Raw genomic sequence first — 23,508 nt, 5'->3', positions numbered from 1 at the left:
TTCCGGCCCGTCCTTAAGGCGACATTGGGGCGCAATCAAGATGGAAACCGCTCCCGGGAAAGGCAAGACTCGCCGCGCAATTCCGCTTGCTTTTCGTCCTGAAAAGCGACATTGGCGGTCAGTCCAACTGTCCGGTCCCGACCCCTTTGAACATATTATTCTTCTCCTCCGGCGATCTGATCGCCGATCGCCGCGCCGATTATGCGCGGATGCTGGATGAGGCGGGCGAATTTGCCGCCGCAGCCGAACTGATGGAACAGGCGCTCGATCTTGCGCCCGGCTGGCCGGCCGGCCTTGCCATGCTCTCAGCCTATCTCGAACATGCCGGCGAGACCGACCGCGCGATCGAGACGCTGGAAATCCTGGAAAGGCTCGATGACGAGGACATTTTCGCCGCGCGGCTGAAGCTGGCCGTGCTCGGCGCTGCGCGTGCGCCCGCCCATCCGCCCGGACGCTATGTCGAGGCGCTGTTCGATTCCTATGCCGAGCATTTCGACGAGGCGCTGACGGAGCGGCTGGGCTACAGTGCGCCGCAACGTCTCGCAGCCCTTCTTGCCGAAACGGAGGGCGCCGACCGGCAGTTTGCGCTGGCTGTCGATCTCGGTTGCGGCACGGGGCTTTCGGGCGAGGCGTTCTCAGAGCGCGTCACCCGGCTTGAGGGTTTCGATCTGTCGCAGAACATGCTGCAGAAGGCGGAGGAAAAGGGGCTTTATGCCGTGCTGGCGCAGGCCGACCTGCTGCTGACGCCGGAAGAAAGCGGCCTCTTCGCCGAAGACATGCCATGGCAGCGCGCCGATCTGGTGATTGCGGCAGACGTGCTGATGTATCTCGGCGGTCTCGAAAGCCTGATGGAAAACGTCAGGGCGCTGATTGCACAAAACGGACTCTTCCTGTTTTCGGTGGAGGCCGGAGAGCCGGGAAGCGATTTCACCCTGCTGGCCTCGCTGCGCTACGCGCATTCCGCGGCCTATGTCAGGAAGCAGCTTGCGCAGGCCGGCCTGTCCTTGAAGGCGGAACGCAGCACGGTATTGCGCAAGGATGCCGGCGAGCCGGTGCCGGGCATCCTGTTTCTGGCAGAACGGAACATCCGGCCCGCATGACGCGTTGCAGACGAGGTATCTCTTGAAACATCACCAAGGAGGCCCGTCATGACCCTGACACCGGAACTCTGTCACGCTGCCCGCATCCTCGCCCATATCGACCGCGAAGCGCTTGCCCATGAAAGCGGTCTTGCCGAAGACAAGATCGCCGAATTCGAAAACGGCACGGCGGAATTCGGCGAAGCCAGCCGCGACAAGCTGAAGGTGACGCTCGAGGCGCTCGGCGTCGTCTTCCTGCCGGAAGAGAAAGAGGGCGGAGTCGGTATCCGGCTGAAGTTCACCGAGAGCGAAACCCGGCGCATCCTCAACTGGGAAGGCGAGGGCGGCCGCGTCAACCAGGACGACGTCGTCTGAGGATTTGACGAAAGCCCCGTTTTGGTTGAAGAAGAGGCCGGGATGCGCGCCAGCGTCCCGGTCATGTCATTCAGGGGGCGCCCCCCTTGTCGGGGCCCCTGTTCCAGCCGGACGATCGTCACGTGTCAGAAAACAGGTTTCTCAGAAACATCCTCAATTCAACCTCCGAAAGCCATTCGGTGCTGGAGGATGTCCAGGGCATCGTCACCGGCGCGATGCTCGCCTCGCTCGGCGTTCTGGTGCTGAAGGCCGGCGGGCTTCTGACCGGCGGCACGGCTGGCCTTGCCTTTCTTCTGGTCTATTCGACCGGCATCGGCTTCGGACTTGCCTTCTTTACGGTCAACCTGCCGTTCTATTATTTCGCCTGGAAACGGCTCGGCCTCGCTTTCACGCTGAAGACCTTCATTGCCGTCGGCCTCACCTCGGTGCTGACCGGCATCATCCCGCGCTTCCTGTCGATCGGCGATACCCATCCGCTGGCCGCCGGCCTCTTCGGCGGCGCGTTGGTCGGGACAGCACTTCTGATCTTCTTTCGCCACAGCGCCAGTCTCGGCGGCTTCGGCATATTGGCGCTGTTCCTGCAGGATCGCTTCGGCTTCAAGGCAGGCTATGTCCAGCTTGGCCTCGACGGCATGGTGCTGGTGCTCTCCTTCTTCGTGGCAACGCCCTTCATCATCGCCTGCTCGATTGCCGGCGCGCTGGTCATCAACCTCATCCTCGCCTTCAACCATCGCCGCGACCGCTATATCGCAATGTAGAAAAGCCTTTCCCGTGGCGTTGTTTCCTGTAATCGTAGCCTCATGAACGAAACGGAAACATTGCCGGAGCGCTTTCGTCGCTGGTTTGCGGCGAAGGGCTGGCAGCCGCGCCCGCACCAGCTGGACCTGCTCAAGCGCGCAGGCGGCGGCGAGGACATGCTGCTGATCGCGCCCACCGGCGCAGGCAAGACGCTGGCCGGCTTCCTGCCCTCCCTTGCCGATCTCGATGCCCGAGGCCCGCTAAAGCCCGGAACGCGGCCGCGCGGGGTCCATACGCTCTATATCTCGCCGCTGAAGGCGCTGGCCGTCGATATCGCCCGCAATCTGGAACAGCCGGTCGCCGAAAGCGGCCTTGCCATCACCATGGAGACCCGGACCGGCGACACGCCGCAGGCCAAGCGCCAGCGCCAGCGCCTGAAGCCGCCGGACATCCTGCTGACGACGCCGGAACAGCTCGCGCTCTTGCTGGCCGGCAAGGACGCCGACCGCTTCTTCGAGGACCTGCGCTTCGTGATCTTCGATGAACTGCATTCGCTGGTCACCTCCAAGCGCGGCCATCTCCTGTCGCTCGGCCTTGCGCGGTTGAGGCGGCTGCGCCAGGAACTGACGGCGATCGGTCTTTCCGCCACGGTGTCCGACCCGATGGAATTGCAGCGCTGGCTGGTGGCCCAGACCGGCGAGGTGGACCCGCCCCATGCCGGGCTGATCACCGTTGCCGGCGGCGCGCGGCCGGAAATCACCATTTTGAGGACGTCACAACGCATCCCCTGGTCCGGTCACTCGGCGCGCTATGCCGCGCCCGACATCTACGCGGAACTGAAACGGCGCAAGATGACGCTGATCTTCGTCAACACTCGCTCGCAGGCGGAGATCGTGTTTCAGGAACTCTGGTCGATCAATGACGACAATCTGCCGATTGCGCTGCATCACGGCTCGCTCGATGTCGGCCAGCGTCGCAAGGTGGAGGCGGCGATGGCCGCCGGCAGGCTCAGCGCCGTTGTCGCCACGTCGACGCTCGACCTCGGCATCGACTGGGGCGATATCGACCTTGTGATGCATATCGGCGCGCCGAAGGGCGCAAGCCGGCTTGCCCAGCGCATCGGCCGCGCCAATCACCGCATGGACGAGCCGAGTCGCGCCATTCTGGTGCCCGCCAACCGATTCGAGGTGATGGAATGCCAGGCGGCGCTCGATGCCAATTATGTCGGCGCGCAGGATAGCCCGCCGATTGGCGACGGCGCGCTCGATGTGCTGGCCCAGCACGTGCTCGGCATGGCCTGCGCCGGCCCCTTCGATCCGGACCTGTTGTTTGACGAGGTGCGCTCGGCGCTGCCTTATCATTGGCTTTCCCGTGAGACTTTTTTCCGCGTGGTCGATTTCGTCGCCACCGGCGGCTATGCGCTTCGCACCTATGAACGCTATGCCAAGATCAGAAAGACCGCCGACGGACTCTACCGTCTGACCCACCCTGATTTCGCCCGCCAGTATTGGCTGAACCTCGGCACCATCGTCGAGATGCCGATGCTGAAGATCAGGCTTGTTCGTCCCGGCAAGCGCGGAGGGCCCTTGCGCGGCGGCGCGGTGCTGGGCGAGGTCGAGGAGTATTTCATCGAAATGCTCAGGCCCGGCGACACATTCCTGTTCGCCGGCAAGGTGCTGCGGTTCGAGGGCATCCGGGAGAACGAGTGCATGGCGTCCGCCGCCTTCGACAGCGACCCGAAAATTCCGGCCTATGCGGGCGGCAAGTTTCCGCTGTCGACCTTTCTGGCGGACGGCGTGCGCGCCATGCTGGACGACGAAGAGCGGCGCAAGGCGCTGCCCGCGTCCGTGCGTGAATGGCTCTCGCTGCAGGAGCTGCATTCGCATCTGCCCAAGCGCGGCGAGCTCCTGGTTGAAACCTTTCCGCTGGAAAACCGCTTCTACATGGTCGTCTATCCCTTCGAGGGCAGGCTTGCGCACCAGACGCTCGGCATGCTTTTAACCCGGCGGCTGGAGCGGGCGGGCGCGCAGCCGACCGGCTTCGTGTCCACGGATTATTCGCTCGCCGTCTGGGGCCTGAAGGATATCGGCGAAATGTTGGCCTCCGGCGCGCTCGACCTCAAGGCGCTGTTTGACGAGGACATGCTGGGCGATGATCTGGAGGCCTGGCTCGATGAAAGCTACATGCTCAAACGCACGTTTCGCGCATGCGCGACGATCGCCGGGCTGATAGAGCGCCGCTATCCCGGCAAGGAGAAGACCGGCCGTCAGATGACGGTGTCTGCCGACCTGATCTATGACGTGCTGAGAAGCCACGAGCCGGATCATATCCTGTTGCAGGCGACCCGCGCGGACGCGGCTTCCGGCTTGCTGGATATTGCCCGCCTTGGCACAATGCTTCAACGAATCAAGGGGCATCTGACGCATTACCGTCTGAAGCGCGTCTCGCCGCTCGCCGTCCCTGTGCTTCTGGAAATCGGTCGCGAAAGCGTCAATGGCGGGGCCGGCGAGGCGGTGCTGCGCGAGGCCGTCGATGAACTCGCCGCGGCGCTTGAGGCGGCGGAAAGCGAAGACGCTTACGAAGGGCAGGAAGAAACCGAAGTATGAGCCTGACCACGGCATCATTGAAGAGTGGCAATTTGAGCGATGCGGGGCCGTTTTTTGCCGGCCATCCAGTCGTTTTCGATTGCTCCGGCGCGCTGTTCTTTCCCGTGCTTTCGTTGCTTGTCGTTTCCGACCTGCATCTGGAACGCGGTGCGGCGCATGCCCGGCGCGGCGTTTTCGTGCCGCCCTACGACACGGCGCGCACGCTCTCCGCTCTTTCAGCCGTGATCGCCCGCTATCGTCCGGCCCGCGTCGTCTCGCTCGGCGACAATTTTCACGATCGCGTCGGCGCGCGCGAGATGGCGGACGATCACCGCGCGGCGCTCTCGGCGCTTGCCACAGGCCTTGATTGGGTGTGGATCAACGGCAATCACGATCCCGACGGCGTTTTTGGCCTGCCGGGCCGCGTCTTTGATGAATGGACATGCGAAGGGCTCACCTTCCGTCATGAGCCGTCGCGAGGGGGAAAAGCGGAAGTCTGCGGTCACCTTCACCCCTCCGCCACGCTCAGCCGTCCGGGCAAATCCGTCCGGCGGCCCTGTTTCGCGATGGACGAAAACCGGCTGATCCTGCCGGCCTTTGCCACCACGCGCGGCGGCCTCGATCTGCGCCACAAGGCCTTTGCCGGCCTGTTCGACCGCGCGGCGCTCACCGTCCGCATGCTGGGGCCGGACCGCGTCTATGCGCTGCCCTTTGCGGCGCTTGCCGGGTAGGGCCCGGAACCTCAGTTCTTCCTGAAGACGACGCTTGCGAACCAGCCGGAGAAGAGCGCGATGAACACCGCGCCAAGGCCGTAGAACAGCGGGTATTCGTGGGCGGCGGTGGTCAACTGGGCCTCAAGCCCGGTCTTGACCACATTGAGCGGCAGGTTCTGCGTTGAGATCTGGCGTCCTTCCTTGAACAGATAAGCCTGCACGGTGTGGGTGCCTTCGGGAATGTTCACCGGCAACCTCAGGCTCGCGCGAAACAGGCTGTTGGAAACGAATTTCACGCCGTCATCCTCGGTATCGTAAAGCCCGTCGGCCGCGTTCAGCCGAAGCATCGCCTCACGGAAGGTCGCGACATCGCTGGCATCGCCGAAATAGCCGACCGGCGAAATGCGCAGATGGGTGACGCCAATGCCGCCGGAATTCAGTTCCTGCGGCGATGTCACGTCTTCCAGCGGGCGCGTGCTGGAAATCGAATAGGAGCGCGGCACATGTTCGAAGGAAATGGTCTGGCGGTTGATCCAGATGCCGAAGACCCGCTCCTTGCGCCGCACGTCGGCCTCCGCCTTCGGGCCTTCGAGGATCACCACGATGTCATAGCCGCCCTTTGACAGAAGGATCGGATCGGCATCGTTGATGGCGCCGAACACGGTGAGGTCGGCGCCGGAGAAGTCCGAGGTGATGGCGATCTCGTTGGTCGATGTGCCGATCTCCAGCGTTTCCTGCTGGATGACGGGCGCCTGTTCCTGCGCCAGGGCAAGGGCGGGAGCAATGAGGAGTGCGAGGAGCGACAGGAGGGTTTTCATCATTCCGGCGCCCCCTCGAAGACGACGGAGAACAGGTCGGTCGGGGTTGCCACCAGGCCGATGGCGAGGCGCACGCCGACGGCCAGGATGAGCAGCGCGAGCAGCGCGCGCAGCTGTTCGCCCTTCAGCTTCTGTCCGACGCGCACGCCGTATTGCGCGCCGATCACGCTCGACATCATCAGGATCGTGGCGAGCACGATATCGACCGCATAATTGGTCACGGCCTGAACCACGGTCGTGTAGGCGGAGACGAAGATGATCTGGAACAGTGATGTGCCGACGACGATATTGGTCGGGATGCGCAGCAGGTAGATCATCGCCGGCACCATGATGAAGCCGCCGCCGATGCCGAGTGAGGAGGTCAGGACGCCGATCGTGCCGCCGAGCAGGAACACCGGAATGACGCTCAGATAGAGCTTCGACTTCTTGAAGCGCATCTTGAAAGGCAGGCGGTGGACCCAGTTGTGCTGGCCGGGCTTGCGGAAGGAGACCGGCTTCTGGCTGGCGCTGCGGCGGATCGCCCTTATGCTTTCCACCAGCATCAGCGCGCCGATCGAGCTCAACAGCACCACATAGAGGATCGAGATCACCAGATCGAGCTGGCCGAGATCGCGCAGAAGCGAAAACAGCCATACGCCGATCGTCGCGCCCACGAGACCGCCGGTCAGAAGCACCGTCCCGAGCTTCATGTCGAGCGTGCCGCGCCTGAAATGGGTGAGCGTGCCCGAGACCGAAGAAGCGACCACCTGGCTCGCTCCGGTGGCAACGGCGACGACCGGAGGAATATGGTAGAAGATCAGGAGCGGCGTGATCAGGAACCCACCGCCGACGCCGAACATGCCAGAGAGGAAACCGACTGCCGCGCCCATGCCGAGAATGACGAAGATATTCACCGAAAGTTCGGCAATCGGCAGGTAAATCGACACGCGTTTCCCCAATAGCGGAACGGCCGGACGGGTTTCGTCCAGCCTGTTTAAGGTCCGGTTTCTTTCTGCGACTTGATGTCGCTTGTGTCAATTCAAACGGTTGCGATCCGCTTATTCTTCTCAGACGCTGTTGCCGTTGAGCAATGTCTCCACCAGAGCGGGCGTGATCGCGCCGTTTGGCTCAAGGCCGTTTTTCGTCTGGAAGGCCTTGATCGCGGAATCGGTCTTTGCGCCGAGAAGTCCGTCTTCGGGACCGGCGTCATAGCCGCGTTCATTGAGGATCGACTGAATGTCGCGGACGATCGCCTGCTTGTCGGGCGCGCTTGCGACCTTTTCCTGCGGCAGCCATTCGGGCGGCGCGGTCACTGTATTGGCGGCCGGGAGAGGTTCCCTGGCTTCCCAGTCCGCTGCGAGCTTCCGGCCGCGGTTGAGATCGGCGTCGGACAGGGCTTCGGCCACTTCGTTGCGCCGCTTGGCGGCTTCCTCGTCGCCGCCGTCCGCGGCGATCGCAAACCATTTGTAGGACTGGGCGAGATCGCCATCGACGCCGGCGCCGCGCGCATGCAGGATGGCGAGATTGAACTGGCTGTCGGCGACACCGTGCTCGGCGGCTTCCCTGAACCATTTCGCGGCTTCGGCGAAGTCGGGTTTGCCGCTGCCGGCGCCGTTTGCGAGCATGACGGCGAGGTTGTGCATGGCGCTGACATTGCCGGCCCGGGCGGCCGAGCGGTAGAGCGTGATCGCCTTCGCTGCATCCTGGTCGACGCCGATGCCCTTCTCATAGAGGCTGCCGAGCTGGAAGGCGGCAGGCGCGGAACCGCGTTCGGCGGCTTCGTCGAACCAGACGGCCGCTTCGGCCGGATCACGCTTGAGACCAAGACCTTCCTGGTAGCGCATGCCGATCTCGTAAAGCGCGTCCGGATTGCCGTTCCGCGCCGCATCGGCGAGTGCGACCGGCTTTATGGTCCTGGGAACGGCAATGTCGAGCGGTGCGGGTTCCTTCGGTCGCTGCGCGGTCAGCGCCTCGCTCTTTCCGCTTGCCTCGGGCGGCGGCGAACTGCTGACGGCAGCGGCCGGCGTCTTCCGGGCCGCTGCCTGCGGGTCTTTGCGGACCGGCGCCGAGGGCACCGACGACGCCTCGCGTGCGGCCGACGGCGCGGCCAGCATGTCGAGTACATCCTTGGTGGTGACCGACGCGGTTTCAACCGGTGCTTCCATTTCGCGCGGCCTGGCAGCCGGCGGGGCGGCGGCAACGGGCGGCTCGGCGGGGGCAGCCTCCGGCGTTGAAACGGGACTGCCGGCCGTCGCGGCGACGGGCGCATCCGGCTTGATGCTGCCGGTCACGAGTGTGTTGTCGGCCTCGATCATGCGGAAGGCGTCGGCGGCGGGTGCGGCGGCAATCTCGCGGGCCTCGGCGGCGAAATTGGACTTGACCACGCCGCGTTCGGGCGCGCGCAGGGAGGGGGCGGCCGCGACGTTGCGGGTTGCCGGGGTCTGCGGCATCGCCTGGTCCGCCGGCGCGCGCGCCGGCGCGGCAAGGCTCGGCGGGTTGTTCTCGAAGGTCTTGACGGCCTCCATGATGGTTTCCCGATCGCGCCCGAAATCGGTGAGGAAGGGGTAGGCGACGATGGCCAGCAGAATGGCGCCGGCGGCAAGGTAGACGGGCCTGCGCGAGAAGCCATCGCCGGCGGCCCTGTCGCCATTGCCGTCCTTCGCGTGCCTGTCTGCCTTGGGCGAAACCGAGGGCGTCATGTCCTCGGCGTTGGCGAGCGCCGAACGGGCGGCACGGCGCGCCGCGGCAATCAGGTCGCCCTGCGGGCCGATGGCGGATAAGCGCTGGTTGCGCGGGCCTGCGGGCTTGCCGGGATCGCGCTTCTTGTATTCGGTCCTGGCCACGGGCCGGTCATGGACCGGCAGCACCGGGCCTTCGAACTTCTGTCCGGCGCGCACGCGCGAGAGGATATCGAGCACATCGTTGCTGGCCGTGTCGTCTGTCCTGACCTCGGGGGCAGGGACGGGCCTTGCTGCCGGCGCTGCAAAACGGGTCTCGAAGCGCGGCGGTTGCCGCTCTTCCCGGACTGTTTCCTCAGCGTCGCGCTTCGCTTCCGGTGCGGCGGACGCCGCTGTCGCGACGAAAGGGCCGGGCTCCTCGCGCCTCCGCTCACCGGTCGACGCCCTGCCGTCATCATCGACGTTCAGCGTGTCGAGCCTGCCCGCGATCGTCTTCAGCGTTTCATGCAGGGACGCGGCGCTCTCGCTGTCGCGGCCGGCCTTATGGAGGTTTCTCATGTCGGCGGCCAGCGCCTTGATGACGGCGATATGTTCGTCGGCCTCGCCCTTGCGGCGGGCCTCGAACGTCTTCAGCGCCTCCTCGGCGGCATGTTGCGCCGCCTCGATGAGATAATCGTCATTGCTGGCCGTCAGGCTCTCGATGCGCGCGCCGATGCGGTCCTCAAGCTCGGCCAGCGGCAGTTTGGGATCAGGCCGGCTGACGAGCGTGGTCAGTTCGGCGATCTGGCGCTCCAGTTTGGAAAGCGCGGGCGCGCCGGTATCGCGCCGACTTTCGTCGAAACGGCTGGCAAGGGCGGAAAGCTGGGCGCTGAGGCGTTCCTCCGCGCCATCGTTTTCCAGCGCGGCGATCCGGCGCGTGATGCGCTCTTCCGTACCGGAAAGATCAAGCGCGTCGATGCGGGCGGCGAGGCGCTTCTCGAAAGCTTCCGTGTCCAGGGATGCTGTCCTGCCGGCGGGCTCGCTTACGCGCGCCGGCATGGCGGAAATCTGGGAGGAGAGCCTGCGCTCGGCGCCGGCGAGATCAATGCGGGAAATGTTGTCGTTGATCTTCGCCACGGCCTGGTCGAGTGCCGCCGGCTCGATGCCGCGGCGGCCGTTTTCGATGAGGCCGGCAAGCCGTCTGATCTCGTCGCGAAGCGCTGCCCGGTCATCATCGCCCGTGGCGGAAAGGCTTAGCGAATCCAGTTTGGCGGCAAGGCGGCGTTCGCTGCCCTGAACGTCGATGCGCCCGATCCGCTCGTTGATGCGGCTGACGACGTCTTCGAGCGCGCGCGGCTCCAGCGCGCTGTCGGCGACGAGGCCTGCCAGGCGGTCCAGCTGTGTCTTCAGCTCACGCCGGTCGTCTTCTCCGAAGCCGGCGGACGCGGTGGCCTCGATCTTCTCGGAAAGCTTGCGCACCGCGCCGTCCATGTCGATCCCGCCGATCTTGTCGGAGAGCTCGGCAACGGCCTTGCCGAGGGCGTGGCGGTCCACTCCCGGGCCGATCCGTTCCACGGCGGCGGCGAGCTTTTCGATGCGCGCCTCAAGCTTCAGATGTCCGTCATCGCCGCGATGGCCTTCGAAACGACGGGCCATGCCGTCGAGGTTTTCCAGAAGCGTTGCCTGTTTGGCGCCCTGGTCGCGCATCTGCCAGTCGACGGCGGTAACCGCGCTCGCAAGTTCGGACAGCCGCCCCTCGAGCCGTTCGATTGCGGCATCGCGGACGGGTTCGGTCTGCCGGCGTCCGAGGTTTTCGAGATTGCGGTTGATGTCGTCGATCCGCCGTTCGATTGCGCCGATCTGCCCATCGAGCTTCTTGCCGACGGCGGGAAAGCGGGTGCACAGCATCTCCATGGCCTGGGCCAGCGACGACAGGCGGTGCTCGATATCCTCGAGGCTGCGGGCGCTGTCATCGTCGTCGGCCTGGCGGCGGAGGTCATCAATGCCGCGCGCAAGGGCTGCCAGTTCGGCATCGAGCCGGCCGGCATCGAAGGGGGCAAGCTGGCGTTCGATGTTTTCGAACCGGTTCTCCAGCCGGGTGATGCTCTTGGCGTCGGCAAGGCCGCGCAGAAGCGACTGCAGATGGTCGAACTCGGCCATCAGCCGGCTGTCGTCATCGGCCGCCGCATTGGCAACCAGCCAATCCACGGCCTCGGAAATGCGGATCAACTCACCGCGGGTTTCCTCATCGAGATCGCGCGTATCGGTCTGCCGGTCGAGATGGCTGAGCATGGTGTGCAGCCCGGCAAGCTCGTCGCGCAGGCTTGCGGAGAAGTCCTCGCGCACGCTGGCGCGCAGATCTTTCAGCGTGCGGCCGATCTCGCGCAGTTCGGCGTCGACGCGGGCGGAGCCGGGGTTGGGCATGGCTGAGCGTTCACGCGGGAACCGCTCCTGCTGGGGCTCGGGAAAGCGGCGCGGGGCGGGGCGCTGCGGCGAGGGGCGCGCTTCCATCAGATCGCTTAGGCGCGACTCGAGCCCTTCGATCGTGCGGTTGAGCGCATCGAGGGAGGGCCTGCCGCCCGTTGCGTCCTGGGTCATCCGCGTTTGCGCCATGGTTTTCGCCCGCTCTGGTTGGCGGTTCCTGCGGCGCATCAAGCAAGCTGTCCCCTTTACGCACGCAAGACCGCATCATAGGTCCTGACCATAGCTTTCGCCGAACATGGTAAAGAAGTTGTTAATTCTTCGGGCAAACCCGGTGTTGGGCGCCGAAAGTCCCGTTCGGCAGGCGCTTCAGCCGGTGGTGATCAGCGTGGCGCCGAGGATCGGGCCGGGATTGCCCGCCTTGTCGGTCGACTGCAGGAGAATGGCACAGCCATCGCTCTCGCGGGCGTCGAGCACACGGGCGGGAAGGGTGATCCGGGTCGGCGAACCGTGCCACATGCCGACCGTCTGCACATCGGTCACGATGTTGCGGTAGGTGATCGTCTTGCCCTTGTTCTCGCCTTCCTTGATGGCGACCTCTTCCTCGCCCTTGAGATAGACGACGAGGACGTCCGCCCTGCCGGAGCCCGCGCCGATATCGATCAGCACCTCGTCGCCGTGCATTTGCGTGGAAACCGGTACGTTGAGGCCGTCTCCCTCGGCGGCAAGCGTTCTGAGGCTGTCGTTGAGGTCGGCTCTGCTGGTGCCGATCATCTGCTCGCGGCCGTTGAGGATCGCCTGCGGGGTGTAGACCCCGCTGCGGCCCATGGCTTCGCCATAGGCATATTGCCGTTCGGTGTTTTGACGGCTGCTCATCGTGTCCTTCCAGCCGAGATAGTTCCAGTAATCGACGTGAAAGCTCAGGACGATGATGTCCCCTTGGTCGGCGATCTCGGCTGCTGCCCTGTCGGCCGGCGGGCAGGACGAGCAACCTTGCGAGGTGAACAGCTCGAGGACACCGAGCGGGTTCTGGATCTTGCCCGCCTCGGCCGTGGAGAAGGCGAAAGCCGCAATAAAGGCGGCCGATATGATCGTCTGCTTCAGCACGGCAGGAACCTTCACCGGTTAAAGGGATCGCGCGGCCATTATCAGCCGGCGCTTGTCAAGCACGGCGTCAATCTAGCCTCATCGCTCTTCAACCGAAAGTCACGATGGGGTGAAAAAAACATGTAATCAGAAGATGACGGTCTTCCCCGTCCAGAGAGCCGCTGCGATCGGTACCAGCGCCACGAGCGCGAACAAACCGTCGCGGCTCAGCATTGCATAGGCGACCAGCATGACGGCAAGCCCGAGAAGGGCCGAGGCGAAAGGGACAAGCTCGAGAACCGGCATGAAGGCGCCGGCCAGTACGCAGGCAAAAGGCAGGATGAGGGCAATGGGATCGCGGAACAGGAAGGCGAGCCGCCGGCGCGAATGCCGGTCGATGAAACGGGTCGCAGGCAGCATCTTCTTCATCGCCCCGGCCGCCTTGTCGCTCTCGATCGAGCGGTTGCGGATGAAGCCCGGGAGCCAGATGCTCTTCTGCCCGATCAGCCGCTGACCGGCGATCAGCACGATCATGATGCCGAACAGCGAGGACAATCCCGGCACGCCGCCCAGCGGCGACATGACCAGCAGAGACGGCAGGATCAGGAGCGGCACGAAGGAGGCCGATCCGAAGGTGGTGAGCATGTCGTCAACGGAAACCCGCTCTCCATCGGAATGGTCGAGCGCCTCGCGGGTGATCCCGGTCAGCGCGTTTTTGTCGTCGTCCTGGTTGCTGCTCACGCTTTGCTCCGCTCAATGTGTCCCTTGGCGGCAAAACGCGAAGGCGCGCGCATCGTTCCGATTTCAAGTACGAAGGATTTGCAACCCGGTCTGGCGGGTTCAGGCGGTGGCGCGGCCCCAGGCTTGCGTCTCGCTCGTCACCGGCGTCTTGTCCGCGGCGGCCTTTTGCATCACCTCTGCGAGATAGCAATCCTGGGCGGCTTCGGCGAAGCTGTAGGATGAAATGCCCCTTTCGACGAAACGCCGCATGTTCTGCAGGCAGGTCGCGACCGCGATCTCATCATCGGTCAGGTGCGGACCGGGGAAGGGGTTTTCGTAGACATAGCGTCCGCCGGCCATGATGGCGTGGTGGTGATAGCCCTCGAAATTGGTGAAATGTCCCTTGTCCATGCGGGCAAGTTCCACAGACATCGGCGTGCGCTCGTCGATCAGATAGGTTGCACGCTCCGGCGTGATCTCGCCGCGTTCGCCGCGCACGGTGATGCGCGGCGCGCGGATGCGGCTTCTGTGCTGGCTCTCGGCAAAGTCGTAGATGCCGATCCTGTCGCCGAAATCGAAGGTGGCGATGGTCTGGTTGGCCTCGATGATCTCGAGGCGTTCCGGCTGGTCGTAGCGGCCCGGCCCCTTGACCACGGGCAGCGAAAAACTGCTGGCAGTGACAGTCGCGTTTTCAAAGCCGATGCCGAGCAGTTTCCGCATGACGGAAATGCCGTGATAGGTCTGCATGATCGAGACATGGGCGTAGCCGGGCGTTCCGATCAGCCCGTCGGCGATCAGGCGCCGCATTGCCGAAATGACCGGGTGGAGGAAATACTGCTCGGCCACCTCGATCCTCGCGCCCGCCTCGACCAGTTCGTGGAGCGCGCGCAATCCATCATGATCGGGGGCGACCGGAGTTTCGGTGAGGACCGGAAGGTCGCGCGCGGCAAATTCCGAGATACGTTCGACGATCTCGCCCTTTCGCACCGAAACGACAGCGAATTCGGGCCGTTTTGCCGCCAGAAGCGCGTCGACAGAATCAAATACCGCGACGTTCCAACGCTCCGCCAGCGCCCTGCGTTCAGCCTCCGGCCGACCTGAGACGATGCCGACGGCGCGGAAATGGTCGGGAAGAACTCCGGCGATCTTGAGAAAGAACGACGCCCGCCATCCCGAACCGATGACTGCGAAGGGTATGGGTGACATGCTCGAAGGTTCCCTGAAAATGCGCTTGAGAGGTGGGTTACAGGGTGTATGGCCTCAACACAACCTGCCCATACCGCCTGGACCCTCGTGTCAAACACGAGGAAGACACGCTGTGGAGGGAAGGTCAGGCACAAAAAAAACCGGGCAGCTTGCGCTGCCCGGCTTCAAATCTCACATCGATGGCCATGGCCTTCTCAGGCAGCCAGATCGCGCAGCACCGTCTGCAGGATGCCGCCATTGTTGACGTAGGTGAGCTCGTCGAGCGTATCGATGCGGCAGAGGATCGGAACGTCCTTGACCGTGCCGTCGGAGAAGGTGACCTTGGCGATCTTCTTCTCGCGCGGCTTGATGTCGGCGAGGCCTTCGATCGAGACGGTCTCGTCGCCCTTGAGTCCGAGATTTTCCCAGGTCGCGCCGTCTTCGAAGGTGAACGGGATCACGCCCATGCCGACGAGGTTGGAGCGGTGGATACGCTCGTAGCTTTCGGCAATCACGGCGCGCACGCCGAGCAGGTTGGTGCCCTTGGCCGCCCAGTCGCGCGAGGAGCCGTTGCCATATTCGCCGCCGGCGAAGATGACGAGCGGAACGCCTTCCTTCTTGTATTCCATCGCCGCGTCGAAGATCGACATCTCTTCCTTGGAAGGATAGTGGATGGTGTAGCCACCTTCCTTGCCGTTCGGGCCGAGCATGTGGTTGCGTAGGCGGATATTGGCGAAGGTGCCGCGCATCATCACTTCATGATTGCCGCGCCGCGTGCCGTACTGGTTGAAGTCGGCAACAGCCACATCGTGACCCATCAGGTATTCGCCGGCGGGCGACTGAGCCTTGATCGAACCGGCCGGGGAAATGTGGTCGGTGGTGATCTTGTCGCCAAACATGCCGAGAATGCGGGCGTCCTTGATGTCAGAAACGGCCGTTGGCGTCTTGCCCATGCCGACGAAGTAGGGCGGGTTCTGGACATAGGTCGAGTTATCGTCCCAGGCATAGGTCTGGCCGTCGGGAATCTTGACCGCCTGCCAGTTTTCGTCGCCCTTGAAGACGTCGGCATATTTGGTCTCGTAGAGTTCGCGGGTGACGTATTTCTCGATCGTCTCCTGCACTTCCTTCGAGGACGGCCAGATGTCCTTGAGGTAGACCGGGTTGCCGTCCTTGTCCTCGCCGAGCGGCTCGGTGGTCAGGTCCTTCCTGACCGTGCCGGCCAGCGCATGGGCGACAACCAGCGGCGGGGAGGCCAGGTAGTTGGCCTGAACGTCCGGCGAGATGCGGCCTTCGAAGTTGCGGTTGCCGGAGAGAACGCCGGCGGCAATCAGGCCCTTGTCATTGATGGTCTTGGAGACCGGGCCCGGCAGCGGACCGGAATTGCCGATGCAGGTGGTGCAGCCGAAACCAACAAGGTTGAAGCCGAGCGCGTCGAGATCCTTCTGCAGGCCGGCCTTTTCCAGGTATTCGGCAACGACCTGCGATCCGGGCGCGAGCGACGTCTTGACCCAGGGCTTGGTTTTCAGGCCCTTCGCGACGGCGTTGCGGGCGAGAAGTCCGGCGGCGATCAGCACCGTGGGGTTGGAAGTGTTGGTGCAGGACGTGATCGCGGCAATGGCGACATCGCCATGGCCGAGATCGTAATCGGCGCCTTCGACGGCATAGCGCTTCTCGATCTCGCCCTTGTCCTTCTTGTACATGTCGACCATGGCTTCGGAGAAGCCGGATGCGATGTTTTCCAGCGCGATGCGGCCTTCCGGACGCTTGGGGCCGGCCATCGACGGCACGACGTCGCCGAGGTCGAGTTCCAGCGTGTCGGTGAAGACCGGATCCTCGCCGCCCGATTCGCGGTACATGCCCTGTGCCTTGGTATAGGCGTCGACCAGCGCGATGCGCTCCTTGGTGCGGCCCGACATGTCGAGGTAACGCAGGGTTTCGAAGTCGACGGGGAAGAAGCCGCAGGTGGCGCCGTATTCCGGACCCATATTGCCGATGGTGGCGCGGTCAGCGAGCGTCATCGAATCAAGGCCGGCGCCGTAGAACTCGACGAATTTGGAGACAACGCCCTTCTTGCGCAGCATCTGCACGACGGTCAGCACGAGGTCTGTCGCGGTCACGCCTTCCTTGAGCTCGCCCGTCAGCTTGAAGCCGATGACTTCCGGCAGCAACATCGAGACCGGCTGGCCGAGCATGGCCGCTTCGGCCTCGATACCGCCAACGCCCCAGCCGAGAACGCCGAGGCCGTTGATCATCGTGGTGTGGCTGTCGGTGCCGACGCAGGTGTCGGGATAGGCGATTTCAGCGCCATCCTCTTCCTTGGTCCAGACGGTCTGGCCGAGATATTCGAGGTTCACCTGGTGGCAGATGCCGGTGCCGGGCGGCACGACGCGGAAGTTCTTGAACGCCTGCTGGCCCCATTTCAGGAAGCGGTAGCGTTCGCCGTTGCGCTTGTATTCATATTCCACATTGTGGGCGAAGGCCTGCGGCGTGCCGAATTCGTCGACGATGACCGAATGGTCGATGACGAGGTCGACGGGGACCAGGGGATTGATCTTTTCCGGATCGCCGCCGAGATTGACGATGCCGTCACGCATGGCGGCGAGATCGACGACGGCGGGAACACCGGTGAAGTCCTGCATCAGGACGCGGGCCGGGCGGTAGGCGATCTCGGCGCCGGCCGTGCCCTTGTCGTTAAGCCACTTGGCGACAGCAAGAATGTCGTCTTTGGTGACCGAGCGGCCGTCTTCGTTGCGCAGAAGATTTTCGAGAAGCACCTTCATGGAGAAGGGAAGCTTCGAGACGCCTTCGAGCCCGTTCGCTTCTGCCTTTGGCAGGCTGTAGTAAACATATTCTTTGCCGTCCACATCGAGTGTGGAGCGACATTCAAAACTGTCGAGTGATTTAGCCACGGATAAAACCCCGCTCATTCTGATTGGCCAAGACTAGCCGTGCGAACGCCTATGTACTTACGACATCAGGATGCGGGTGCGACCATTTCCGCTGTCCGCACGTGAGGCCGAATGACCTCAAGTTCGGCACAAGGATGTGTTTCACGCCGGCCGCTGGCGTGGTTGCGCATTGTATAGATAATTTCTAAGAAAGGTGCCAGATAAACAATGGTTGAAATTTAAATTTTTTTTAGCAACCGGCAAGTTATGCGGGCTGCCGTGTCCGGCGAAGGGGAGCAAATGGCTTTGCGCATAGAGGCTGCAGGCCTTTCGGTCAGCCGGGGCGACATGCTGATTTTCAGCAAATTGTCGCTTACGCTCTCCGCCGGCCAGAGCATGGTCTTCACCGGCCCGAACGGCGCGGGCAAATCGACGGCATTGCGCGCGCTTATGGGTCTTGTCGGGAAGACCGACGGCCATGCCCATTTCATCGGCGATGACGAAAACGCGCTGCCGCTCGCCTTTGCCGCCCATTATCTCGCGCACCAGAACGCCATGAAGCAGGAACTGACCGCGCGTGAAAATCTGGCCCTCTGGAAACGGATACTGGGGGATTTTGAAGGCAGCGCGGGCTTGGTCCCGGAAGAGGCCGCCGAGGCTGTCGGTCTGGAAGGCGTGCTCGATCTTCCCTTTGCCTATCTCTCGGCAGGGCAGAAACGCCGTATTGCCTTTGCCCGTCTTCTGGTTGCCCATCGCCCGGTCTGGCTCCTGGACGAGCCGACGGCCGCTCTCGACAAGGCCGCCAGGGAGACGGTCGCCGCGCTGATGAACAGCCACCTTGGCAAGGGCGGCATCATCATTGCCGCGACTCATGAGCCGCTCGGTCTTGAGGACGCTAAGGCGATGGCGTTCACCGGCCCTACGCGTCTTGTCGCAGACCCTTTCATGGCGGAGGCGTTCTAGACCATGGGCGCGCTTTACCGCCGCGATGTGATCCTTGCCTTGCGCGCCGGCGGCGGAGCGTTGGTTGGACTTTTGTTCTTCCTCTGCGTGGTTGCCACCGTGCCCTTCGGCGTCGGCCCCGATCTGGCCTTGCTTGCGCGCATCGGCCCGGCAATCGTCTGGATCGCGGTGCTGCTTTCAACGCTGATCGGGCTCGATCGGCTGTTTCGCGCCGAGCGGGACGATGGCTCGCTCGACCTTCTGAAGATGCAGGACGAGCCGCTGGTGCTGATCGTTCTGGTCAAATGCCTGGCCCACTGGACGGCCTATGTCCTGCCGCTGATCATCCTCTCGCCGGTCATGGGGTTGTTGATGAATGTCGGCCCGGCGGGCCTTGGCGCGGCCTTTATCACGCTGCTTGTCGGCTCGCCCGCCATCACCTTCATCGGCGCAGCGGGGGCCGCGATTGCCGTCTCGCTGCCGCGCGGCGGGCTTCTGGTGCCGATCCTGATCCTGCCGCTTGCAATCCCCGTGCTGATCTTCGGGGTCGGGGCAAGCTATGCGGCGACCTCCGAGATCGAGGCATTTTTGCCGCCCTTTCTCATTCTTGTCGCGCTCACGCTTTTTTTTGCCGTCGTCGGGCCTCTTGCCGCAAGCCTGGCCTTGCGTCAGGGCGATGATTGAGCGAAACCCGATAGAAGCCTGGAGGACGCTCTTGAACGAGATGAAGCCAAAGACGGGGATGATTGCGGGGCTTGCGAACCCGACGCGGTTCCTCACGCTCGTCGGCCGCGTTCTGCCGTTCATGATCGCGATCACGCTTGTCCTGTTTGCCGTCGGGCTTTTTCTCTCCTTCACCTCCGAAGCCGATTACCAGCAGGGCAATACGGTGCGCATCATGTATATCCATGTGCCCGCCGCCTGGCTTTCGATGATGTGCTACATGGTGATGGCGGCGGCAGCGCTTGGCACGCTGGTCTGGCGTCATCCGCTTGCCGATGTCGCCCACAAGGCTGCTGCCCCCATCGGCGCGGCATTCACCTTCCTGGCGCTTCTGACCGGCTCGCTCTGGGGCAAGCCGATGTGGGGCGCATGGTGGGTGTGGGACGCGCGGCTCACCTCGGTCTTCATCCTGTTTCTCATGTATCTCGGCATCATCGCGCTCAACCGGGCCGTCGACGAGCCGCAGCGCGCGGCCCGGCTTTCGGCGATCCTGATCCTTGTCGGCGTGATCAACATCCCGATCATCAAGTTTTCCGTCGACTGGTGGAACACGCTGCACCAGCCGGCAAGCGTCATCCGGCTTGACGGGCCGACCATCGATCCGGTGTTCCTGTGGCCGCTCGCCGCCATGGCGCTTGCCTACACTTTCGCCTTTTTCACCATGCACCTTGCCGCCATGCGCAACGAGATCTACCGCCGCCGGGTCGCCGCCATGCGCCGCGTCGCGGCGAGCCGGGCGGAGGAGGCGGCGCGCCCGCAGCCGAGGGAGCAAGAATGAGCCACGCCTTCTTCATTTCCGCCGCCTATGGCGCGACGGCGCTGGTCTTTGCCGGGCTTGTCGCATGGCTGGTGTTGGACGGTCGCGCCCGCCGGCGCGAGCTCGCGGCCCTTGAAAAGGCCGGCGCACGTCGCCGCAGCGCGGGCAAGGGCGCATGAGCGAAGAAGAGAATACGGGGCAGGGCGCGGGCAACAAGCGCTATTTGATGGCGGCCATACCGCTGATCGTGGTCGCGGCGTTGTTCGCCGTCTTCGGCTGGCAGATCCTCTCCGGCCGCGATCCCCAGGAAATCCCTTCGGTCCTGATCGGCAAGAAGGCGCCCGCGCTTGACCTGCCGCCGCTTGAAGGCAGCAACCGCCCGGCGCTCACCGATGCGGAGATCGCCGGCAAGTTCACCCTCGTCAACGTGTTCGCCTCCTGGTGCGTGCCCTGCCGGCAGGAACATCCGTTTCTGATGAAGCTTGCCGAAGACCCGGCGATCAACGTCGTCGGCATCAACTACAAGGACAACCCGGACAATGCGTTGCGGTTTCTCGGCCAACTCGGCAATCCTTACGCCGCGATCGGCGTCGACCGGAGCGGGGCCGCAGCGATCGACTGGGGCGTCTACGGCATTCCCGAGACCTTCGTCGTCGGGCCGGACGGCACGATCATCTTCAAGAAGGTCGGCCCGATCGATGCCACATCTTATGAACGGGAAATCCTTCCCGTGATCAACCGCTCGATCGGCCCGGCCTCGCGCCTGATGAACTGATCCCAAGGACCGATGAAACCAAAAGCCCGGGCCTGCGCGTGGCAGACCCGGGCTTTGTTCAGTGCGACAGGGATGTATCAGCCCTGTTTCTGGCTCTGGCGCGCCTTGGCGCGGTCATCCATCAGTTCGTACCACATCGCGTTGAGCACCGCGAAAAGAGCGGCAAGCGGCAGGCCGAGGATCCATGCGAAATACCACATTTGAAACTCCTTGTGTTTCGGTCGGGGCGGGCCGCGCCCTTCAGGAGGCGCGGCCCTGCCTCGGTGATCAGTAGGCGTGTCCGCCGCCGTTGATGTCCTTGTCGGTCACCTTGCCCCACATGATGTGGAAGACCCACGACGTGTAGGCGAGGATGAGCGGCACGAAAATGAGGGCACAGACCAGCATGATGAACAGCGTCAGGTGGCTCGACGATGAATCCCAGGCCGTCAGGCTTGCAGCGGGCTGCTCCGACGACGGCAGGATGAAGGGGAACATCGCGACGCCGGGCGTAGCCACGACGCCGAACACGGCAGCCGAGGACGACAGCATGGCGAGCGCCGGTTTGGAGCCCTTCAGCCCGATGAAGGCGCCGATCGCACCGAGGAAGCCGAGCGCCGGCGCCAGCATCATCCACGGGTAGCGTCCGTAGTTGACGAACCAGGCGCCCTGTTCACGGGCAACGTCGTTCAGGAGCGGGTTCGAAGGTCCTGCGGCGTCAACGGCGCCGGTATAGGCGTAGCCGTCAATGCCGTAATAGAGCCAGACGCCGGCGAGCGCGAACAGCACGATCAGCGCGAGCGCGGAGACCGAGCCATAGGCGCGGGCGCGGTCGTTGATCGGGCCTTCCGTCTTGGTCGACAGGTAGGCCGCGCCGTGCATGACAAGCATCGCGACGCAGACGAGGCCAGCCAGCAACGCGAAGGGGTTCAAAAGGCCGAAGAACGAACCGTCGTAGAAGATGCGAAGGTCGTCATCGAGCCGGAAGGGAACGCCCTGCAGCACATTGCCGAGCGCCACGCCGAAGATCAGCGTCGGCACGAAGCCGCCGATGAACAGCATCCAGTCCCAGGTATTGCGCCAGGTGGCGCTTTCGCGCTTGGAGCGGTACTTGAAGCCGACCGGGCGCAGGATGAGCGCGAACAGAATCGCGAACATCGCCAGGTAGAAGCCCGAGAAGGACACGGCGTAGATTGCCGGCCAGGCGGCGAAGATCGCGCCGCCGCCGAGAATGAGCCAGACCTGGTTGCCTTCCCAGACCGGGCCGACCGTGTTGACGACGATGCGGCGTTCGGTGTCACCCTTGGCAACGAAAGGCAGAAGCGTTGCCGTGCCGAGGTCGAAGCCGTCCATGATGGCGAAGCCGATCAGCAGGACGCCGAGCAGCAGCCACCAGATCACGCGGAGGACTTCGTAGGAGATGAGATCGTGTAGTACCATGATGATTTACTCCGCGGGTGTCATGGTGCCCTGGACGCGGCGGAAGCCGAGCACAGGCATCTCGGGTCCGTTGTCAGGCTGCGGTCCCTTGCGGATCGCGGCGAGCATCAGGCCCATTTCGATGACGAACAGCACCGTATAGATTGCGACGAAGCCGGCGAGCGTCAGAAGCAGCGTGCCTGCGCCGAGGCTGGAAACGGCGAGCGCCGTCGGCAGGATGCCCTCGATGATCCATGGCTGGCGGCCGAGTTCGGCGACGATCCAGCCACATTCGGCGGCAATCCACGGCAGCGGAATGATCCAGACCGCGACATGCAGCAGCCAGCGATGTGCATCGAGGCGGCGGCGGGCCGACAGGTAGAAGAAGGTCGCCATCACCGCGATGAACAGGAAGCCGGCTCCGACCATGATGCGGAACGACCAGAACAGCGTGCCGACCGGCGGAACGAGGCTGTTTGCGGCCTGTTCGATCTGGGCCGGCGTCGCCTGGCTCGGGTCATCGACGAAACGCTTCAGAAGATAGGCGTAGCCGAGATCGTTGCCATACTGCTCGAAGATCGCCTGGTCCGCCGTGTCCGGCGTGCCGGTGCCCATATTGGCGCGCATGTTGGTGAGCGCGGTATAGGCCTGGATGCCGTTTTCGATCCGGGTCTTGCCGCTTTCCACCAGTTCGTTGATGCCCTCAATCGGCGTGTCGAGCGATCGCGTGCCGATCAGGCCCATGACCCACGGGATCCTGACGGCGTAATGCGTCTCGCGGTCCTGCGTGTCGGGAATGCCGAACAGGGTGAAGGAGGCGGGCGCGGGCTCGGTTTCCCACATGGATTCGATTGCCGCCAGCTTCATCTTCTGGTGTTCGGTGGTCAGATAACCGCTTTCGTCGCCGAGCACGACCACCGAAAGGGCAGCGGCCAGGCCGAAGGAACAGGCTACCGTCATCGACCGCTTGGCGAGCTCGGAATGCCGGCCTTTCAGCACGTACCAGGCGGAAACGCCGAGCACGAAGACCGAAGCGGTGACATAGCCGGCAGAAACGGTGTGGACGAACTTCGCCTGGGCGACCGGGTTGGTCAGAACCGCGAAGAAGTTCGAGACCTCCATGCGCATAGTGACCGGGTTGAAGGTCGAGCCGACCGGGTTCTGCATCCAGCCATTGGCGATCAGGATCCACAGAGCCGAGAGGTTCGAGCCGATGGCCACGCACCAGGTGGTGATCAGATGGGCGACCCGCGACATGCGGTCCCAGCCGAAGAAGAACAGGCCCACGAAGGTTGCTTCGAGGAAGAAGGCCATCAGCCCTTCAATCGCGAGAGGTGCGCCGAAGATGTCGCCGACATAGTGGCTGTAATAGCTCCAGTTCATGCCGAACTGGAATTCCATCACGATGCCGGTCGATACGCCGAGCACGAAATTGATGCCGAACAGCGTCCCCCAGAATTTAGTCATTTGCCGCCAGATCTTGCGGCCTGTCATGACGTAGGTCGTCTCCATGATCGCAACGATCATGGAAAGGCCCAGCGTCAACGGCACAAACAAAAAGTGGTATAGCGCCGTCATAGCAAATTGAAGGCGCGATAGCGCCACGATGTCCAGTTCCATTGCGTCTCTCCCGCGTTCAAACCGGGTCTCAAGTTTCATCGGTTCTGCC

The 23,508-nt window shown here is 63.7% G+C and carries 20 protein-coding genes; 10 read left to right on the top strand and 10 right to left on the bottom strand.

Annotation, left to right across the window (positions count from 1 at the left end; all coding sequences use genetic code 11):
* Positions 1 to 146: 146 nt before the first annotated feature.
* From JET14_RS18200 to pdeM, 5 genes are all read left to right on the top strand, one after another.
* Positions 147 to 1,100, top strand: a complete 954-nt coding sequence (locus tag JET14_RS18200) for a class I SAM-dependent DNA methyltransferase (RefSeq protein ID WP_246750370.1) — start codon at positions 147 to 149, stop codon at positions 1,098 to 1,100.
* Positions 1,101 to 1,148: 48 nt separating this feature from the next.
* Positions 1,149 to 1,454, top strand: a complete 306-nt coding sequence (locus JET14_RS18195; RefSeq protein ID WP_246750369.1) for an XRE family transcriptional regulator — start codon at positions 1,149 to 1,151, stop codon at positions 1,452 to 1,454.
* Between the two features lie 122 nt (positions 1,455 to 1,576).
* Entirely contained in the window at positions 1,577 to 2,212 is a 636-nt protein-coding gene (locus JET14_RS18190) for a YitT family protein (RefSeq protein WP_200335375.1), read from the top strand.
* A gap of 42 nt (positions 2,213 to 2,254) precedes the next feature.
* Positions 2,255 to 4,798: a ligase-associated DNA damage response DEXH box helicase gene (locus tag JET14_RS18185; RefSeq protein WP_200335373.1), complete on the top strand. Its 2,544-nt coding sequence runs from the start codon at positions 2,255 to 2,257 to the stop codon at positions 4,796 to 4,798.
* The gene (gene pdeM, locus JET14_RS18180; protein ID WP_200335371.1) at positions 4,795 to 5,508 is read left to right on the top strand and encodes a ligase-associated DNA damage response endonuclease PdeM; all 714 of its coding nucleotides are present in this window, start codon (positions 4,795 to 4,797) and stop codon (positions 5,506 to 5,508) included. Before JET14_RS18185 ends, pdeM begins: the two co-directional genes overlap by 4 nt.
* An 11-nt stretch (positions 5,509 to 5,519) precedes the next feature.
* Here pdeM and JET14_RS18175 read toward each other — a convergent pair whose 3' ends face one another.
* From JET14_RS18175 to acnA, 7 genes are all read right to left on the bottom strand, one after another.
* The gene (locus JET14_RS18175) at positions 5,520 to 6,311 is read right to left on the bottom strand and encodes a TIGR02186 family protein (RefSeq protein WP_200335369.1); all 792 of its coding nucleotides are present in this window, start codon (positions 6,309 to 6,311) and stop codon (positions 5,520 to 5,522) included.
* Complete coding sequence (locus JET14_RS18170) at positions 6,308 to 7,234, bottom strand: sulfite exporter TauE/SafE family protein (protein ID WP_200335367.1); 927 nt, start codon at positions 7,232 to 7,234, stop codon at positions 6,308 to 6,310. The genes JET14_RS18175 and JET14_RS18170 overlap by 4 nt, the downstream gene beginning before the upstream one ends.
* Before the next feature lie 120 nt (positions 7,235 to 7,354).
* Positions 7,355 to 11,557, bottom strand: a complete 4,203-nt coding sequence (locus tag JET14_RS18165; protein WP_200335365.1) for a peptidoglycan-binding protein — start codon at positions 11,555 to 11,557, stop codon at positions 7,355 to 7,357.
* A gap of 177 nt (positions 11,558 to 11,734) precedes the next feature.
* Positions 11,735 to 12,472: a DUF1223 domain-containing protein gene (locus JET14_RS18160; protein WP_200335363.1), complete on the bottom strand. Its 738-nt coding sequence runs from the start codon at positions 12,470 to 12,472 to the stop codon at positions 11,735 to 11,737.
* A gap of 126 nt (positions 12,473 to 12,598) precedes the next feature.
* Positions 12,599 to 13,192, bottom strand: a complete 594-nt coding sequence (locus tag JET14_RS18155; RefSeq protein WP_200335361.1) for an exopolysaccharide biosynthesis protein — start codon at positions 13,190 to 13,192, stop codon at positions 12,599 to 12,601.
* 99 nt (positions 13,193 to 13,291) lie between these two features.
* Positions 13,292 to 14,377: a Gfo/Idh/MocA family protein gene (locus tag JET14_RS18150; protein ID WP_200335359.1), complete on the bottom strand. Its 1,086-nt coding sequence runs from the start codon at positions 14,375 to 14,377 to the stop codon at positions 13,292 to 13,294.
* 194 nt (positions 14,378 to 14,571) lie between these two features.
* Positions 14,572 to 17,265: an aconitate hydratase AcnA gene (acnA, locus tag JET14_RS18145; RefSeq protein WP_200335357.1), complete on the bottom strand. Its 2,694-nt coding sequence runs from the start codon at positions 17,263 to 17,265 to the stop codon at positions 14,572 to 14,574.
* 285 nt (positions 17,266 to 17,550) lie between these two features.
* Between acnA and ccmA the strand changes: the two genes are divergently transcribed.
* Genes ccmA through JET14_RS18120 form a run of 5 tightly spaced genes read left to right on the top strand, consistent with a single transcriptional unit; the run spans position 17,551 to position 20,441 of the window.
* A complete protein-coding gene (gene ccmA, locus JET14_RS18140) occupies positions 17,551 to 18,207 on the top strand; it encodes a heme ABC exporter ATP-binding protein CcmA (protein ID WP_200338159.1) in 657 nt (218 codons plus the stop codon).
* 3 nt (positions 18,208 to 18,210) lie between these two features.
* The gene (gene ccmB, locus JET14_RS18135) at positions 18,211 to 18,870 is read left to right on the top strand and encodes a heme exporter protein CcmB (protein WP_200335356.1); all 660 of its coding nucleotides are present in this window, start codon (positions 18,211 to 18,213) and stop codon (positions 18,868 to 18,870) included.
* 40 nt (positions 18,871 to 18,910) lie between these two features.
* Complete coding sequence (locus tag JET14_RS18130) at positions 18,911 to 19,687, top strand: heme ABC transporter permease (RefSeq protein ID WP_200338158.1); 777 nt, start codon at positions 18,911 to 18,913, stop codon at positions 19,685 to 19,687.
* Positions 19,684 to 19,845, top strand: coding sequence for a heme exporter protein CcmD (ccmD, locus tag JET14_RS18125; RefSeq protein WP_138747548.1), 162 nt, complete (start codon positions 19,684 to 19,686; stop codon positions 19,843 to 19,845). The genes JET14_RS18130 and ccmD overlap by 4 nt, the downstream gene beginning before the upstream one ends.
* A complete protein-coding gene (locus tag JET14_RS18120; RefSeq protein ID WP_200335354.1) occupies positions 19,842 to 20,441 on the top strand; it encodes a DsbE family thiol:disulfide interchange protein in 600 nt (199 codons plus the stop codon). Before ccmD ends, JET14_RS18120 begins: the two co-directional genes overlap by 4 nt.
* A gap of 77 nt (positions 20,442 to 20,518) precedes the next feature.
* On the opposite strand, the gene cydX is transcribed toward JET14_RS18120, so the two are convergent.
* The 3 genes from cydX to JET14_RS18105 all read right to left on the bottom strand — a co-directional run bounded on the left by cydX (position 20,519) and on the right by JET14_RS18105 (position 23,459).
* Positions 20,519 to 20,641, bottom strand: coding sequence for a cytochrome bd-I oxidase subunit CydX (gene cydX, locus JET14_RS18115; protein ID WP_200335352.1), 123 nt, complete (start codon positions 20,639 to 20,641; stop codon positions 20,519 to 20,521).
* Between the two features lie 67 nt (positions 20,642 to 20,708).
* On the bottom strand, positions 20,709 to 21,860 hold the full coding sequence (cydB, locus tag JET14_RS18110; RefSeq protein ID WP_200335350.1) for a cytochrome d ubiquinol oxidase subunit II: 1,152 nt from the start codon (positions 21,858 to 21,860) through the stop codon (positions 20,709 to 20,711).
* 6 nt (positions 21,861 to 21,866) lie between these two features.
* Entirely contained in the window at positions 21,867 to 23,459 is a 1,593-nt protein-coding gene (locus tag JET14_RS18105) for a cytochrome ubiquinol oxidase subunit I (RefSeq protein ID WP_200335348.1), read from the bottom strand.
* Between the last annotated feature and the right edge of the window lie 49 nt (positions 23,460 to 23,508).

This window comes from Martelella lutilitoris (assembly GCF_016598595.1).
Taxonomy (GTDB): Bacteria; Pseudomonadota; Alphaproteobacteria; order Rhizobiales; family Rhizobiaceae; genus Martelella; species Martelella lutilitoris_A.
The sequence above is the reverse complement of the archived record's forward strand: the minus strand, read 5'-3'. Positions and strand labels throughout refer to the sequence as shown.

Bases quoted from the DNA above. Each gene is read 5' to 3' on its own strand.
- JET14_RS18165 (WP_200335365.1), bottom strand. From the start codon at position 11,557: ATGGCGCAAACGCGGATGACCCAGGACGCAACGGGCGGCAGGCCCTCC.
- ccmD (WP_138747548.1), top strand. From the start codon at position 19,684: ATGAGCCACGCCTTCTTCATTTCCGCCGCCTATGGCGCGACGGCGCTG.
- JET14_RS18185 (WP_200335373.1), top strand. From the start codon at position 2,255: ATGAACGAAACGGAAACATTGCCGGAGCGCTTTCGTCGCTGGTTTGCG.
- JET14_RS18105 (WP_200335348.1), bottom strand. From the start codon at position 23,459: ATGGAACTGGACATCGTGGCGCTATCGCGCCTTCAATTTGCTATGACG.
- ccmB (WP_200335356.1), top strand. From the start codon at position 18,211: ATGGGCGCGCTTTACCGCCGCGATGTGATCCTTGCCTTGCGCGCCGGC.
- JET14_RS18175 (WP_200335369.1), bottom strand. From the start codon at position 6,311: ATGATGAAAACCCTCCTGTCGCTCCTCGCACTCCTCATTGCTCCCGCC.
- cydX (WP_200335352.1), bottom strand. From the start codon at position 20,641: ATGTGGTATTTCGCATGGATCCTCGGCCTGCCGCTTGCCGCTCTTTTC.
- JET14_RS18120 (WP_200335354.1), top strand. From the start codon at position 19,842: ATGAGCGAAGAAGAGAATACGGGGCAGGGCGCGGGCAACAAGCGCTAT.
- pdeM (WP_200335371.1), top strand. From the start codon at position 4,795: ATGAGCCTGACCACGGCATCATTGAAGAGTGGCAATTTGAGCGATGCG.
- JET14_RS18150 (WP_200335359.1), bottom strand. From the start codon at position 14,377: ATGTCACCCATACCCTTCGCAGTCATCGGTTCGGGATGGCGGGCGTCG.
- cydB (WP_200335350.1), bottom strand. From the start codon at position 21,860: ATGGTACTACACGATCTCATCTCCTACGAAGTCCTCCGCGTGATCTGG.
- JET14_RS18195 (WP_246750369.1), top strand. From the start codon at position 1,149: ATGACCCTGACACCGGAACTCTGTCACGCTGCCCGCATCCTCGCCCAT.
- JET14_RS18130 (WP_200338158.1), top strand. From the start codon at position 18,911: ATGAAGCCAAAGACGGGGATGATTGCGGGGCTTGCGAACCCGACGCGG.